The following is a 14,642-nucleotide window of genomic DNA, read 5'->3' as shown; positions in this document are numbered from 1 at the left end:
CCGCCGGTCAGCCGTCGGCGAAGAAGATGTATCGGGAGAGCAGGAAGGCGGCGATGAGGTAGAGCGGCCAGGACACCTTGCGGCCCTCACCGATCGCGAGCTTGATCGCGCAGTAGCTGATGATGCCCAGCGAGACGCCGTTGGCGATTGAGAAGGTCAGCGGCATCAGGATGATGGTGAGAAAGGCCGGCACGCTCTCGGAGACCTTCTCCCACTCGATGTGCCGGATGCCCTGCATCATCAGCGCGCCGACGAGGATCAGCGCCGGTGCCGTGGCCGCGCCGGGCACCATGGCCGCCACCGGCCACAGGAACATCGCCAGCCCGAACAGGACGCCGGTCATCGTGGCGGTCAGGCCGGTGCGGCCGCCCTCCTCGATGCCGGAGGCGGACTCGACGTAGGCGGTCACCGTGGAGGTGCCCATGAAGGCGCCGAACATGCCCGCAACGCCGTCCATCGAGAAGGCCCGCTTTGCGCGGGGCATGTCGCCGTTCTCGTCCAGGTAGCCGGAGCGGTGCGCCAGGCCGGTGAGCGTGCCGGTCGCGTCGAAGAAGTCGACGATGAAGAAGGTCAGCACCACAGTCACCAGGCCCAGGCTGAGTGCGCCCATGATGTCCAGCTGCCCGACCAGGTCACCGGGCCACACCGGCAGCGCGACGACCCCGTCGGAGAAGCCGGGGAAGGCCTGCAGCGTGTCGTCCTCGCCCCCGCTGTAGACCGGGATGCGAGACACCACGGCCACCAGGGACATCACGAGGATGCCCCACAGGATCGCGCCGGTGACCTTGCGGGCCATGAGCGCCGCGGTCAGGCCCAGGCCGAGCAGCGCCAGCCAGGCGGTGGGCGCGCTCAGGTCGCCCAGGCCCACCAGGGTGGCCTCGTTGGACACGACGATCTCGGCCGTGCTGAGCCCGAGCAGGGCCAGGAAGCAGCCGATGCCGGCGGTGATCGCCAGCTTCAGCCCCATCGGCAGCGCACGCACGATCGCCTGCCGCACCCCGATGAGGGAGAGCACGACGAAGAGCAGGCCGGAGATGAAGACGGCACCCAGCGCGGTCGGCCACTCCACCCCCATCCCCAGCACGACGGTGAAGGAGAAGAAGGCGTTCAGCCCCATCCCCGGCGCCTGCGCGAAGGGGTACTTCGCGACCACGCCCATGATCACCGAGCCGAACATGGCGGCGATGCAGGTCACCATGAGCAGCTGGACGAAGCCGTTGGGGACGTCGATCGCCGCGCTGAGGACCGAGGGGTTGACGAAGATGATGTAGCTCATCGTCAGGAAGGTGGTCAGCCCGGCCCGCAGCTCGCGCGGGATGGTGGAGCCGACGGCGGTGATGCCGAAGTAGCGGTCGAGCAGGCCCGTGGCCCCGGTGCCGGGGCCCGGGTCGTGCGGTCGGGAAGGAGGTGGGGTGTTGGCGGGTTGGGTGGTAGCCAAGGCAGTTCCTAGCGGGGCGGGACAGCGGGGCGGGGAAAGACGCGGACCGATGGCAGCCGGGTGCCGGTCAGTGTCGCGACGGGGCGGGCGATAGGGTAGCCCCTCGCTGGCGTGACCCGTCAGGGTGTGCGGATAATCGGGGTTCACGGCTGCCTCCAGGGCCGGGACGACCGACGAGGGAACGAGGCTCGACGATGGCCACCGCACCGACTGCCCCGCGGGTCCTGCTCGCCCCCGACAAGTTCAAGGGCACGCTGACCGCGGCCGAGGTCGCCGGGCACCTGGCCGAGGGGATCGCGCTGGAACGACCCGACGCGGAGGTTGTCGTGGTGCCCGTGGCCGATGGTGGGGACGGGTTGCTGGCGGCGGCGGCCGCAGCCGGTTTCGAGCGGGTGGAGGTCACTGCAGCCGGGCCGCTCGGCGAGCCCGTCCGCGCGGCCTATGCCGCCCGCGCGGGCGGGCGCGAGGCCGTGGTCGAGATGGCCGAGGTATGCGGCCTCGCCCGGCTCAGGCACCGGCTGGCACCGATGACCGCGACGAGCCGCGGGCTCGGCGATGTGGTCGCGCACGCGCTCGACGCCGGCGCCACCTCCCTGCTCGTGGGCATCGGCGGAAGCGCCTCGACGGACGGGGGCGCGGGCCTGCTGCAGGCGCTCGGGGCCCGCCTGCTCGACGCCGACGGGGCGCCCGTGGGACCCGGCGGCGCCGGGCTGGAACGCCTGGCGGCCCTGGACCTCTCCGGTCTGCACCCGAGGCTGGCCACGGCGCGGCTGACCGTCGCCTGCGACGTGGACAACCCGCTCACCGGCCCGCACGGCGCAGCCGCCGTCTACGGGCCGCAGAAGGGGGCCGACGAGGACCACGTCCGGGCGCTGGACGCGGGCGTGGCCCACCTCGCTGAGGTGGTGGCTCGCCATACCGGCCAGGATCTGAGGGACACCCCGGGCGCAGGTGCCGCCGGAGGGGTCGGGTTTGCCGCGCTGGCTGTCCTGGGGGCCGTGCTCCGGCCCGGCGCCGAGGTGGTGCTCGAGCTCACCGGCTTCCACGATGCCCTGCCCGGTGCCGACCTGGTCGTCACCGGGGAAGGCTCCCTCGACGGGCAGACCCTGCACGGCAAGGCCCCGGCGGCAGTGGCGGCCGCGGCCCGCGCGGCGGGTGTCCCGGTGGTGGCGGTCGCCGGCCGGGTGGCGCTCGACGAGCAGCAGCTGCGGCAGGCCGGCTTCCGCGCTGCCCATGCGCTCGCCGACCTGGCCACCTACCCCCAGGAGTCCTTCACCCACCCCGAGCCCCTCCTGCGTGAGGTGGGCCGGCGGATTGCCCGAGAGCTGCCAGGGCCGGATCCGTCCCAGCCCGCCCAGCTAGACTTTCCATCCAGCAGAACTTTCCGCCCACCAAGCGGAGGGTGAGGAAGGATCCCATGGCCGAACCCAGCAGCGTCCCCACGGCGCGGACCGGTGGCGTGCAGTCCCTGGAGCGGGCCTTTGGGATTCTGGAGGCGATGGCGGACGCCGGGGGGATGATCAGCCTGTCCCAGCTGGCCGAGCAACTGTCCCTGGCGCCGGCCACCATCCACCGGCTCATCCGCAGCCTCGTCGACCTCGGCTACGTGCGCCAGGAGTCCAACCGGCAGTACTCCCTGGGCCCCAAGCTGCTCCGGCTCTCGGCGGAGTCCGCCCGGCGCATCGGGGTCTGGGCCGGGCCCTACCTCTCCCGGGCCGTCGAGCAGCTCGGGGAGTCGGTCAACGTGGCCGTCCTTGAGGACGACCACGTGACCTACGTGGCCCAGGTGCAGCCCTCGACGACGCTGATGCGCATGTTCACCGAGGTCGGCCGCCGCACGCTGCCGCACGGAACCGCGGTCGGCAAGGTGATGCTGGCCCAGCTGCCCGAGGATGAGGTCCGCGCCCTGCTGGCCCGCACCGGCATGCCGCGCCTGACCGAGCACACCCGCACCACGCCCGAGCAGCTCCTGGAGAACCTGGCGCTGACCAGGGGGCGGGGATACGCCACGGACGAGGAGGAGCAGGAGATCGGCGTGCGCTGCGTGGCGGTGCCGGTCCCCGGCGCACCGCGCAAGATGGCGCTGTCCATGTCCGGGCCGAGCGCCCGGATGGACGATGCTGCGGTGCGCCGCGGCGTCACCGTCCTGCGGGAGACCGCGCGGCAGATCGCCGACGTGCTCGGGTCCGACCGTTCGCTGCTCATCGGCTGAGGACCTGCCCTAGGGTCGAAGGATGAGCGAAGTCAGCGTCACCCACGAGCCCGAACAGCAGCGGTACGAGGCGCACCGGCAGGGGGAGCTCGCCGGCGTCGCCCAGTACCGTCTCGAGGGCGACCTGGTCGTCTTCACCCACACCCAGGTCGAGCCGGCGCACGAGGGCCAGGGGATCGGCAGCACGCTGGCCCAGGCCGCGTTGGACGAGGTGCGCGAGGCGGGGGAGCGCAAGGTGCGCGCCGATTGCGCGTTCATCGCCTCCTGGATCGACAAGCACCCGGACTACGCCGACCTGCTGGCGTAGCTCCTCGCCCACACCCTGCGGCACGAGGGGGGCCGCCTCCGCACCCTGGTGGAGGACGGGCGCGCGTCGCCGGAGCAGGCAGCCCCAAGCCGGCTGGAGCTGCCGCACCGTGGGCATCAGGCCCCGAGCGCGCTCCCGTGGTCGGTCAGCTCCTGGGCGAAGCCGCCCAGCAGTTCCTGCGCAAGCGCGAGGTCCTGCTCGCCCTCCCAGCCGAGCCGGACGGCGGCGGCCATCGGTGTCGCCCACCCCGGCTCGAACGCGGCCACCACCTGGTGCATGACGGCCGGGTCGCTGCTCCAGCCGCCCCACCGGGGCAGCACCCAGGAGAAGGCGATGCGGCAGAGCCGCCGGCCGGTCGACCGGCAGAACGTCCTGAGGTCGGGAGGGGTGCTGACCCCGCCGTCGGCGCTGCCGACGCTGACCCCGCCGTCGGCGCTGCCGACGCTGACCCCGCCATTGGCGCCCGTGCTGGCCGAGGCCTGAGCCAGCGTGCTCCCGTCCTGCCGCAGCCGCTGCAGGGCGCCGCGCCAGTCGCCCTGGACCCCTCGGGCAAGCTCGAGGTTGGCCTCGTGCGGCGCGACCTCCTCGCCGGCGTCCGGCCCCCAGACCGGCGTGCACAGCACCCGGATGTGGAAGCCACCGTCGTAGTGGTCGGCGGGGTCGACCAGGGCGGCGCGCGCGTCAAGCAGGATCCCGACGAAGCTGACCTGCGGGCCAGTCGCTCCTAGGGTTTCCTCCAGATCGCGCACGGTCTCGCGGTCAGCCGCGGTCGGTTCCCGCCGAAGCAACAGCTGACCGTCCAGGTCGGAGACCCCCAGGCGCGCGGTGCCGCGCGGGATGCTGCCGTAGAGGTAGATGCTGTCCAGGTCGGATCCGAAGGCTGCTCGGGCGTCGGCCGCATACCGCTGCACCAGGGGAGCGAACTCGGGCTGCACCAGGCTCAGGTCCCCCTCGCGCCGGACGTGACCGTGCCGGTCCAGCCCGCGGTCCTTCGGAAGCGTGCCCATCCGGGCAGGGTAGTCGGGAGGGCGGCGGTCTCTCAGGGGAGGGAGCCGACCAGGGCGAGGACCGCGAGGAGCGGCAGGGCGCCCTGCCGCACCGCCGCGCGCCGGTAGGCGGGTGAGCTGAACGCGAGCACGACCGCTGCGGCCAGCATGCAGCCGGTGCCGGCCAGCAGGAGGGTCAGCCCGACCGTCGTGGAGCCCAGGGCGTAGGAGACGGCACCGAGGGCGACGAGCAGGGCCAGGAAGAGGTTGTAGAAGCCCTGGTTGAAGGCCAGGAGGCGCTGCTGCTGGGCCTCTTGCGGCGTGGTGCGGAAAATCCGGCGCGCCTCGCGCGAGGTCCAGGCCATGGACTCGAGGTAGAAGAGGTAGACGTGCAGCACCGCCGCGAGGGCAGCGAGGATGAGTCCGGCGAACAGCACCGCGCCAGGATAGGAAGCCGATCTGGGGATCCGATCTCGGGACGGTCACGGATGGGTGACGGTCCGACAACAATTTCCGCAGATCGCCGTCGGCGGTGGTCAGTGCCGCCGTGCGGGTCGGTCAGCGACGCCGCGCTGGGCGAGCCTCGCGGTCCTGCCGCCCGAGCCAGACCGCGACGAGCACCCCGGCAACGGCGCCGAAGAGGTGGGCCTGCCAGGAGACGCCTTCGCGCAGCGGTAGCACGCCCCACAGCAGCGAGCCGTAGGCCACCACGACCAGCAGACCGACCAACGCCGGGCCGAACGCCCGTGCGACGAAGCCGTACACAGCCAGGAAGGCGGCGTAGCCGTAGACCACCCCGCTGGCGCCGATGTGGACGCTGCCCGAGCCGCCGAACAGCCAGACGCCCAGCCCGCCGATCAGCACGACCAGGCCGGTGACCGCCCACAGGTGGCGGGTGGCCAGGGCCAACAGCCCGCCCAGGACGAGCAGCGAGGTCGTGTTGGCGATGAGGTGGCCGAAGCCGAGGTGCAGGAACGGGCTGAGCACGATGCCGGCCAGGTGCCCGGTGTCGCGCGGGCGGATCCCGAACTGGTCGAGGTTCAGCGGCAGGAGCAGGTCGGTGAGCTCCAGGACCCACATCAGGGCGACCAAAACCAGCACCGGCACGAGGCGGTGCCGCCAGGTCGGGGAGCCGGCGCGGGTCTGCTGGGAGATGGTCACGGGTCCATCGTCGCAGGCCCGGCATCGAGGGCCAGACCGGCCGCCCCTCAGCCGAGCGGCACGAGCTCGCGAGCCCCGACGACGAGCGCGCCCACGGTGACCAACCAGAAGACGGCGGTCCACACCGACGCCGGCACACCGGTGAGCCTCCTCAACTGGTCGGCGTCGCTGCCTCCGCGCCGACCGCGGCGCTCGCGGTGCAGGTCGACCACCGCGCGGGGTGCCGCGAGGAGCAGGGTCCACACCATCAGGTATGCCGTCCCCGACAGCGCGGCCGCCGGAGCAGTCCAGGACAGCAACGCCACGCTGACCCCCAGCACGAGCACCACCCACAGCCCGTAGAGGTTGCGCACCAGCAGCAGCACGAGGGCGCAGGTGAGGACCAGCGCCCAGAGGACGCCTGCTGCATACCCCGCGCCGAGCAGGAAGGCGCCCGCCAGGCCGACCAGGGCCGGGGCCGGGTAGCCGGCCAGCATGGTGGCCACCATGCCGGGCCCGCGTGGTCGGCCCCGGGACACGGTCACGCCGGAGGTGTCGGAGTGCAACCGGATGCCGGAGAGACGACGCCCGACCAGGGCTGCGACCGCCGCGTGCCCGGCCTCGTGCACCAGGGTCACCAGGTGGCGCACCACCCGGTGGCCGAGCGGGCTCCAGGTGACCAGCAGGGCGACCAGGCCGAGCAGCAGGCTGCCCTCCCAGGGCAACGGGGGTTGCGTTGCGCTCGCCCGCGCCCAGAGGTCAGCCAGCACGGACCCGATCCTGGCACACATCCCCGCACCCGACGGTGCTCCGGGGCGCGGGTAGGTTCTTCGCCGTGCACTACACCGAGTACGACACCCGCCTGGCCGTCTACGCCGTCCTCGTGGACGAGCAGGACCGGATCCTGCTGACCTGGTTCAACGGCGGGCCGCGTGGGCTGCGACCGGGCTGGTCCCTGCCGGGCGGCGGCGTCGACTTCGACGAGCGGCTGGAGGACGCGGTGGTCCGGGAGGTCTACGAGGAGACCGGGTATGCCGTCACGGTCGGTCCGCTGCTCGCCGAGCATCACTTCTCCGGTCGCCAGGAGTCGGGCCGCCCCTTCCGTTCCCAGCGGCTGCTGTTTGCCGCGACGATCACCGGCGGGGAGCTGGGGACGGTGGAGCGTGATGGCACGACGGACTTCGCCCGCTGGGTGCCCAGGTCGGACTTCCCGCTGACCGAGCACACCGCGGAGATCGTGCAGCTGGCCGTGGAGCGCGCATGGAACCCGCAGATCTGACCGGCCCGACGGGGTACTGAACCCGACACGACCCCCCTGACAAGTGCACTTGACAGGCCGCTCGGCTGTCAAGTACACATGACACATGAGGTCTCGGGACATCTGCTTGCTGGCAGCAGCGTTGTTTCTTGCGGGGGTCGCGCTGCTTTACCTCGCCGACCAGCGCGAGAGCACCCTGATCCGGGTGCTGTCCAGCGCCTTGATGATCATTCCGGCCGGCCTGGCGGCCAACGTCATCTCCCGGCGGCGTCGTCGGGAGCGGCGGGAGGACTCCCCCGATAGCGTCGAGAGACGGGCGTGGCAGAACGCATACGAGCGGGCCCTCTTGGGCGTCCTGGTCATCAACGGGTTGCTCATGCTGGCTCTGCTGTACGTCCCTGGCCCCACGCCCGGCCTCTGGGGGATCGCGGCCTTCGCCGCGCTGCCGGTGCTGATCTGGAGCTGCTACGCCGTGGAGCTGAGGAAGTTGGGTGGCTGAGACCACGAGCATCCTGCGGTCGCTGCGCGAGGACCGCGGATGGAGTCAGGGGCGGCTGGCCGAGGAGGTCGGGGTCTCGCGGCAGACCATCAACGCCATCGAAACCGGCCGGTTCGACCCCAGCCTGCCGCTGGCGCTGCGACTGGCCCAACTCCTTGGTCGCCCGGTGGAGCAGATCTTCACCCTGGTCGACCGCTGAGTCGCCGGCGGCCAGACGGCCAGCCCGGCGAGGCCCCCGGGGCGCCCGGCGTCAGCGGACAGGGGTGGTCTCCTGCTCGGCCAGCGCCGCCTCGGCGCGGTCGACGACATCCTGGTCGACCCGGGTCGCTACCCAGGCGGTGACCAGCAGCGCCATCACGGTCGCGCCCACGAAGAGCACGGGTAGCCCCAGCTCGCGGGCGACCAGCCCACCGACCGGCCCGGCGACGGCCATCGTGCCGAAGACCAGGGTGCGGGTCGCGCCCCCGGTCCGGCCCAGCAGCTGCGCCGGGACCACCCGCTGACGGATGCTGGCGCCGATGACGTTGCCGACCATGTTGGTGGCGCCGATCACCACCAGCACCGGGCCGATCGCCCACCACGCCGGGACCAGCACCGGCACCAGCAGCAGCGCCGAGTTGACGAACCAGCAGCCGATCATCACCCGCACCTCGCCGACGCGCAGCAGCCATCGGCTGGGGACGAGTGAACCCGCGATCGCGCCCGCCGACAGCACCGCGACCAGGAGAGGGAACTGCCAGGGCTCCAGCCCGACCGCCGACCCCGGGCCGACCGCCCACAGCACGAAGACCGAGAAGTAGGCCGTGTTGGCGAAGTTGGTCAGCGCCGCCGAGATGGTGAACGGGCGCACGACAGGGTGGCGCAGCACGAGGCGCAGCCCTTCGGCCAGGTCCTGACGCACGGTCGCGGCCTCCTCCGCCACCGAGCTGTCGACGGATGACCGGCGCGGGGCGACGAAGCCCTCGGGCCGCCGCAGCCGGCCCAGCAGCAGCACGACGAGCACGACGACGGCCGCCGAGCTGCCGAACACCCAGCCGGCGCCGAGCATGACCAGCGCCCCGCCGATCGGCTGACCGACGAACTCCTGCATCAGCCGTTCGGTGCCCATCACCCGTGCGTTGGCCCGGGGCAGGTCCTCGCGCGGGACGAGCTGGGGGATCATCGCGCTGGCCGCCAGGTCGGAGAACACCTCGGTCACGGCATACGCCAGGCACAGGGCGAGCAGCACCCAGATCGTGAGCACGTCCGCGAGGGCCACGCCGACGCCCGCGCCGAGGACGCAGGTCCGGGCAGCCAGGGCGAGCCGACGCAGCCGGGCCCGGTCGGTGCGGTCGACCACGACCCCGACGAGCAGTGCCCCGAGCAGCCAGGGCAGCCACATCGCGGTGGAGACGAGGCCGACGAGCAGGGGGTCCCGGGTCAGGGTGATCGCCAGGAGTGGCACTGCCCCGGCGACGATGCCATCGGCAAGGTTGCCCAGGCCGACCCCGGCGAGGTGGAGGCGGAAGAGGTGCATGACGGCTCCTAGACTGATTGCAGCCAGAACACTGCAAAGAATTCTCTGCAAAGGTATATCTGCATCATGTTTGAGCGCAACCCCCCTCCCGTGCACGCCCGGGCCATCGACACCTCCGCGCTGAAGGCGTTCGCCCATCCGCTGCGCCTGCGCCTCTATGACCACCTCAAGGACCACGGCCCCGCGACGGCGACGATGCTGGCGCGGGCCACGGGGGAGAGCACCGGGCAGACCAGCTACCACCTGCGTCAGCTCGAGCGGCACGGTGTCGTCTCCGAGCTCGTCGGCCGCGGCACCGGGCGGGAGCGCTGGTGGCAGGCCGAGGGAATCTCCTTCGGCTTCGAGGTGCTCGCCGAGGACCCTGGGGCGCTGACCTCCGTGGAGCTGATCCAGCGTCATCAGGTCCAGGAACGTGCCCGGCGGGGGATGGAGTGGATCGACCGCCAGCCGCACGAGGAGCGCGAGTGGCTGGAGGTCGCCATCACGGACGAGCTCACCGCCCGGATGACCCCCCAGGAGCTCCAGGCGCTGAACACGGCCCTCGCCGAGGTCGTCGCCGAGCACCGGGACCGGGCGCGGGCCGCCCGCGAGGAGCACGGCGACGAGGGCACCCGGACGGTGAAGGTCTATCGGCAGCTGTTCCCGCTACGGGCTGAGGACTGACGTAGGGGCCACCGCCCGGTCCCGGGCTCGGTCGGTCCCGCCCCGAACACCCCGCGGTCGCCCCAGGCCCACCCGTCACCGTGGCAGGCTGACCCTATGACCCGGGAGCACTTCGACGGCATCGCGCAGGACTACGACGACCAGGACAAGGTGGACCGGGCGCGCCAGATCGCAGACGCCGTCCGAGCGGCCGTCCCGCTGACCGGCCGGGAGGGGCTGCTGGAGTACGGCGCCGGCACCGGCCTGGTCGCCCAGGCGCTGCAGGGCGCCGTGGGCCGGCTCACCCTGGCCGACAGCTCCTCCGGTATGCGGCAGGTCGCCGAGCGGAAGGTGGCCGACGGAGCGCTGCCCGAAGGCACCCGGGTGTGGGATCTCGACCTCACCGACCCCGAGGTAACCCTCCCCGAGGAGAACTTCGACCTAGTGGTCTCCAGCCTCGTCCTGCACCACATCCCCGACCTCGCGCCCGTGCTGGCGGGCCTGCACCGCCTCCTGGTCCCCGGCGGGCACCTCGCGGTCGCCGACCTCGACAGCGACGACGGGCGGTTTCACGCCCACCTGCACGACTTCGACGGGCACGACGGCTTCGACCGCCACGGCCTCGCGCGTCAGCTGCGGGCGGCCGGCTTCACCGACGTCACCGTCGACGACTGCACCACCCTGGTCAAGCACGGCGAGGTCTTCGCGGTCTTCCTGGCCGTCGCCCGTCGTTAGCGACGCCCCGCACGCGGGGTCCGCGTCATGCCGTCAGGACGACCGGACGTTCATCCCCACGCCCAGAGCCGCTGGCCCTCCGCGTCCCGGACCTGCGCCCGGTGCGCACCCTCCCGCAGGTCCAGCTCCACCTCCAGCCACTGCCCGTCGGCGCCCACCGACCGGTAGACGAGGTGCTCGTTGGCCAACGACACGGTCTTCGTCCGCGCGCGCACCAGCCAGGGGTGCCGGCGCCGCAGGCCGATCAGGTCGACGTGCGCGCGGTGCACCTGCTGGCCCCATGGCGCCAGCTCACCCGGGTCCTGGGGAAACCGCGGGCGCACCGCGTCGTCCCCGCCGGCCCGGTCCTCCTTCACGCCGGTATAACCCTCCTCGTCCCCGTAGTAGACCGAGGGCACCCCGCCGACGCTCATCAACACGGCCAGGGCCAGCACCGCCCCGTCCTCGCCGACCCGCGAGGCGATCCGCGTGACGTCGTGGTTGCCCACGAACGTCTGCGGCAGGAACGTCTCCAGGAAGTCGTCGTGCCGCCCCAGCCCGTGGTCCAGCTCGTAGAGGTTCGTGTCGACCAGCGCGGACCAGATCGCCTTCCACAGCTCGTACTGGGTCACCGAGTCCACGCCCGAGCCCGCCACGAAGGCAGGGTAGTCCCCGTGGATGACCTCACCCACGACCCAGGCCTCCGGGTGGGCGGCGCGCACCCGGTCGATGACGGGACGCCATACCTCGGCGCCCGGCGCGTAGGCGGCGTCCAGCCGCCATCCGTCCGCCCCCTGCTCCAGCCAGTGCGTCATCACCCCGGCCACCGCGTCGCGGACCGGAGGGTGGGCCAGGTCCAGCTCGACCAGCGTCGAGTGCCCCTCGAACCACCGCGGGTAGCCGTCCACCCACCGGATCCACCGCCCCGCCTCGGAGTCCGGCCCGGCCTCCATCGCCCGCTGCACGACGGGGTGCTCGGCGGACAGGTGGTTGAAGACCCCGTCGAGGACCAGTCGCACGCCGCGGGCGCGACAGCCGCCGACGAGCGCGGCGAAGTCCTCCTCGGTCCCCAGTCGCGGGTCGATCCGCCGGTGGTCGAGGGTGTCGTAGCCGTGCCCCGCCGAGGCGAAGACCGGACCGAGCAACAGCCCGTTGCAGCCCAGCTCCACCAGGTGGTCCAGCCACCGGGTGAGGTGCCGCAAGCGCGGGTATGGCATCGCCCCGGGGGCATTCGCAGCCTTCGCCTCCTCCCCGCTCACCGGGGCACCGGTGAACCCGAGCGGGTAGACGTGCCAGAAGATCGCGTGCTCCGGCCAGGCGGGTGATGTCGGCATCCGACCAGCGTAGGAGGTCGGCGGACGGCCCGCTAACGTCAAGGCCATGACCAGCTGGGCGAACCGGGGCGTCGTGACCTACCTGCGCCTGGTCCTGCACCCGGCGATGGCCACCCGGACACGTGGACTGCGCTTGCTGACCCGCGGGAAGGCGCCTGCCTCACCCCCGGGCCGGCTGCGCGCGAGGGTGCGGCGGCGAGCCCTGCCCGTCCCCGGCCGGCACGTCCTCGACCGGGTCCGGCCGTCGCCGACGACCGTGACCATGCCGGGGACCGCGGTGGTCTACTTCCACGGCGGCGCTTTCGTGCACGGCATCGCCCGCCAGCACTGGGACCTGGTCGGCGACCTGGCCGACGCCACGGGTGCGCCGGTGTACGTGCCGCACTACGGCCGGGCGCCGCAGCACACGGGGGAGGAGATCTTCGCTCTCGTCGACGCGGTGGTGGAGCAGGTCACCGGCCGGGACGGTGACGGACACCGGGACGGCGGCGACCGGGCGGTCGTGCGCATTCACCTCGCCGGCGACTCCGCCGGCGGCGCGATCGCGCTGCTGGCCGCCCAGCACCTGCGCGGCGACCCAAGGCTCGTGGGGGTGACCCTGATCAGCCCCGCCCTGGACCTCAGCCAGTCCAACCCCGGCATCGCCGAGGTGGAGCCCTCCGACCCGTGGCTCTCGCGGGCCGGCACCGCGCCGCTGATGGAGGCCTGGGCCGGCGACCGCGACCTGCAGGACCCGCGGGTCAGCCCGCTCTTCGCCGACCTCTCCGGCCTGCCCCCGATCCACGTCTACTCCGGCACCCGGGACATCTGCTGGCCCGACGTCGCGGTTCTGCAGCGCCGGTGCCAGGAGGCCGGCACGGACATCACCGTCCACGCGGCGAAGGGCTCTCCGCACGTGCACGTGCTCCTGCCCACCCCTGAGGGTCGCCGTGACCGCGGCGTCCTTCTGGCCGGCGTGACTGCGTCGTTGCGCGGATGACCGCGCTGGCCGACCTCGGCGCGCCGGTGGACGCCGACGTCGTGGTCGTGGGCGCCGGGTTGTCCGGGATCGGGGCCGCGCACCGACTGCTGACGGCGCTGCCGCACCTGCGGCTGGAGGTCCTCGAGGCCCAGGACGACCTGGGCGGCACGTGGAGCCTTTTCCGCTACCCCGGCGTGCGGTCCGACTCCGACATGTTCACCCTTGCCTACCCGTTCGCCCCCTGGCGCGAGCAGGAGGCGATCGGCTCTGGGTCACAGATCCTCGACTACCTGCGGCGGACCGCCGCCGAGCACGGCATCGACCGGAGGATCCGGCTTCGGCACAAGGTGATCGGGGCCTCCTTCGACAACGCAGCCGCCCGTTGGACGCTCACCGTCGAGACCCCTGACGGCCGCCAGGAGCGGACCTGCCGGTTTCTGCACGTCTGCACCGGCTACTACTCCTACGACGACCCGCACGACGCGCAGATCCCCGGGCTGGAGGACTTCTCCGGCCACGTGGTGCACCCGCAGTTCTGGCCGGAGGATCTCGACTACGACGGGCGCCACGTCGTGGTGATCGGCTCCGGAGCGACGGCGGTCACCCTGGTCCCGGCACTGGCCGGGCCGGGCGAGGACGGCCAGGCCGCGACGCAGGTGACGATGCTCCAGCGCACCCCCACGTGGGTCGGCTCGATCCCCTCCCGCGACCGGTTCGCCGACCGAGCCCGCCAGCTACTGCCCCCGGGGCCGGCCCACCGGGCCGCGCGGGCCAAGAACGTGCTGATCGGGTCCGCGCTGTGGGCAGCGATGCGGGGCGCACCGGGGTTGGCCAGCCGGGTGCTGACCGGCCGGGCGGTCCAGGCCCTGGGCGGTGACGACGCCGCGCGGGACTACGTGGATGCCCACCTGACCCCGCCCTACGCACCCTGGGACCAGCGGCTCTGCGCCGCGCCCGACGGCGACTTCTTCGCCGCCCTGCGCAGCGGCCGGGCGCGGATCGTCACCGGCACCATCGACCGGGTCGTCCCGGGGGGCGTGCGGCTGAGCACCGGGGAGGTCATGCCCGCCGACGTCGTGGTCACCGCCACCGGCCTGCGCGTCCAGGTAGCGGGCGGGATCGAGCCGCAGGTGGACGGCATACCGGTGCAGCTGGGCGAGCAGCTGGTCTGGGCCGGCGCCATGATCACCGGCCTGCCCAACTTCGCCTTCACGGTCGGCTACGTCAACGCCTCCTGGACCCTGCGGGCGGACCTCACCGCGCGCCTGGTCGCACGGGTGCTCTCCTGGATGCAGCAGCGGGGGTATGCCGTCGTCGCCCCCGCGGACGAGCCCGGGGTGGACCGGCGCAGGCTCATGGGCCTGGACGCCGGCTACCTGCGCCGGGCCGAGGGCCTGCTGCCCAGCCAGGGTGACCGGGACCCGTGGCGGATGCGGCAGAGCTATCTCACCGACGCGTTCGCCGTGCGCAGGCTCGACCTGGACCGGACCTTGAGCGGCCGCCGGCCCGGCCCCGTGCCGGGTAGGACTGCCCTGGCCAGCCCCGTTTTGCACCCTCAGGGGTGATCTTTACTCTGGTTTTGGCCAGATCGGTAACCTTCGGCACAGTTCTGGGGTTGAGTGCGTGAAGGAGGTG

The 14,642-nt window shown here is 72.7% G+C and carries 17 protein-coding genes; 10 read left to right on the top strand and 7 right to left on the bottom strand.

What is annotated here, in order from left to right:
* Positions 1 to 7: 7 nt before the first annotated feature.
* A complete protein-coding gene (locus FY030_RS15710) occupies positions 8 to 1,438 on the bottom strand; it encodes an NCS2 family permease (protein ID WP_202879725.1) in 1,431 nt (476 codons plus the stop codon).
* Positions 1,439 to 1,632: 194 nt separating this feature from the next.
* Between FY030_RS15710 and FY030_RS15705 the strand changes: the two genes are divergently transcribed.
* The 3 genes from FY030_RS15705 to FY030_RS15695 are packed head-to-tail and all read left to right on the top strand — an operon-like array spanning position 1,633 to position 3,957.
* Positions 1,633 to 2,844, top strand: a complete 1,212-nt coding sequence (locus tag FY030_RS15705) for a glycerate kinase (RefSeq protein ID WP_158062453.1) — start codon at positions 1,633 to 1,635, stop codon at positions 2,842 to 2,844.
* Between the two features lie 11 nt (positions 2,845 to 2,855).
* Positions 2,856 to 3,650: an IclR family transcriptional regulator gene (locus tag FY030_RS15700; protein WP_158062452.1), complete on the top strand. Its 795-nt coding sequence runs from the start codon at positions 2,856 to 2,858 to the stop codon at positions 3,648 to 3,650.
* Positions 3,651 to 3,672: 22 nt separating this feature from the next.
* Complete coding sequence (locus tag FY030_RS15695) at positions 3,673 to 3,957, top strand: GNAT family N-acetyltransferase (RefSeq protein WP_158062451.1); 285 nt, start codon at positions 3,673 to 3,675, stop codon at positions 3,955 to 3,957.
* A gap of 116 nt (positions 3,958 to 4,073) precedes the next feature.
* Here FY030_RS15695 and FY030_RS15690 read toward each other — a convergent pair whose 3' ends face one another.
* The 4 genes from FY030_RS15690 to FY030_RS15675 all read right to left on the bottom strand — a co-directional run bounded on the left by FY030_RS15690 (position 4,074) and on the right by FY030_RS15675 (position 6,853).
* Positions 4,074 to 4,964, bottom strand: coding sequence for a nucleotidyltransferase family protein (locus tag FY030_RS15690; RefSeq protein WP_158062450.1), 891 nt, complete (start codon positions 4,962 to 4,964; stop codon positions 4,074 to 4,076).
* Positions 4,965 to 4,996: 32 nt separating this feature from the next.
* Positions 4,997 to 5,380 carry a DUF1304 domain-containing protein gene (locus FY030_RS15685; protein WP_158062449.1) on the bottom strand — a complete coding sequence of 128 codons (384 nt, stop codon included), beginning with the start codon at positions 5,378 to 5,380 and terminating at the stop codon, positions 4,997 to 4,999.
* 121 nt (positions 5,381 to 5,501) lie between these two features.
* The gene (locus FY030_RS15680) at positions 5,502 to 6,104 is read right to left on the bottom strand and encodes a rhomboid family intramembrane serine protease (RefSeq protein ID WP_158062448.1); all 603 of its coding nucleotides are present in this window, start codon (positions 6,102 to 6,104) and stop codon (positions 5,502 to 5,504) included.
* 47 nt (positions 6,105 to 6,151) lie between these two features.
* Positions 6,152 to 6,853 (bottom strand): M50 family metallopeptidase, encoded by a 702-nt coding sequence (locus FY030_RS15675; RefSeq protein WP_158062447.1) that lies wholly within the window; start codon positions 6,851 to 6,853, stop codon positions 6,152 to 6,154.
* Between the two features lie 65 nt (positions 6,854 to 6,918).
* Here FY030_RS15675 and FY030_RS15670 point away from each other — a divergent pair, with 65 nt between their 5' ends.
* The 3 genes from FY030_RS15670 to FY030_RS15660 all read left to right on the top strand — a co-directional run bounded on the left by FY030_RS15670 (position 6,919) and on the right by FY030_RS15660 (position 8,039).
* Positions 6,919 to 7,362: an NUDIX hydrolase gene (locus tag FY030_RS15670; protein ID WP_158062446.1), complete on the top strand. Its 444-nt coding sequence runs from the start codon at positions 6,919 to 6,921 to the stop codon at positions 7,360 to 7,362.
* An 85-nt stretch (positions 7,363 to 7,447) separates the two neighbouring features.
* The gene (locus FY030_RS15665) at positions 7,448 to 7,840 is read left to right on the top strand and encodes a hypothetical protein (protein WP_158062445.1); all 393 of its coding nucleotides are present in this window, start codon (positions 7,448 to 7,450) and stop codon (positions 7,838 to 7,840) included.
* Complete coding sequence (locus tag FY030_RS15660; protein WP_202879724.1) at positions 7,833 to 8,039, top strand: helix-turn-helix transcriptional regulator; 207 nt, start codon at positions 7,833 to 7,835, stop codon at positions 8,037 to 8,039. Before FY030_RS15665 ends, FY030_RS15660 begins: the two co-directional genes overlap by 8 nt.
* A gap of 51 nt (positions 8,040 to 8,090) precedes the next feature.
* On the opposite strand, the gene FY030_RS15655 is transcribed toward FY030_RS15660, so the two are convergent.
* Positions 8,091 to 9,356, bottom strand: coding sequence for an MFS transporter (locus FY030_RS15655; RefSeq protein WP_192498648.1), 1,266 nt, complete (start codon positions 9,354 to 9,356; stop codon positions 8,091 to 8,093).
* Positions 9,357 to 9,422: 66 nt separating this feature from the next.
* Here FY030_RS15655 and FY030_RS15650 point away from each other — a divergent pair, with 66 nt between their 5' ends.
* Both FY030_RS15650 and FY030_RS15645 read left to right on the top strand, forming a co-directional pair.
* Complete coding sequence (locus FY030_RS15650; RefSeq protein ID WP_158062443.1) at positions 9,423 to 10,019, top strand: winged helix-turn-helix domain-containing protein; 597 nt, start codon at positions 9,423 to 9,425, stop codon at positions 10,017 to 10,019.
* Between the two features lie 96 nt (positions 10,020 to 10,115).
* Positions 10,116 to 10,733 (top strand): class I SAM-dependent DNA methyltransferase, encoded by a 618-nt coding sequence (locus FY030_RS15645; protein WP_158062442.1) that lies wholly within the window; start codon positions 10,116 to 10,118, stop codon positions 10,731 to 10,733.
* 50 nt (positions 10,734 to 10,783) lie between these two features.
* On the opposite strand, the gene FY030_RS15640 is transcribed toward FY030_RS15645, so the two are convergent.
* The gene (locus FY030_RS15640; protein WP_158062441.1) at positions 10,784 to 12,046 is read right to left on the bottom strand and encodes an alpha-amylase family protein; all 1,263 of its coding nucleotides are present in this window, start codon (positions 12,044 to 12,046) and stop codon (positions 10,784 to 10,786) included.
* Positions 12,047 to 12,092: 46 nt separating this feature from the next.
* On the opposite strand from FY030_RS15640, the gene FY030_RS15635 reads away from it, so the two are divergent.
* Both FY030_RS15635 and FY030_RS15630 read left to right on the top strand, forming a co-directional pair.
* Entirely contained in the window at positions 12,093 to 13,025 is a 933-nt protein-coding gene (locus FY030_RS15635; RefSeq protein WP_158062440.1) for an alpha/beta hydrolase fold domain-containing protein, read from the top strand.
* Positions 13,022 to 14,572 (top strand): flavin-containing monooxygenase, encoded by a 1,551-nt coding sequence (locus tag FY030_RS15630; protein ID WP_158062439.1) that lies wholly within the window; start codon positions 13,022 to 13,024, stop codon positions 14,570 to 14,572. The genes FY030_RS15635 and FY030_RS15630 overlap by 4 nt, the downstream gene beginning before the upstream one ends.
* Positions 14,573 to 14,642: the final 70 nt, after the last annotated feature.

The sequence above is a fragment of the Ornithinimicrobium pratense genome (assembly GCF_008843165.1).
GTDB lineage: Bacteria > Actinomycetota > Actinomycetes > Actinomycetales > Dermatophilaceae > Ornithinicoccus > Ornithinicoccus pratensis.
This window is presented reverse-complemented; position numbering and strand designations above follow the sequence as displayed.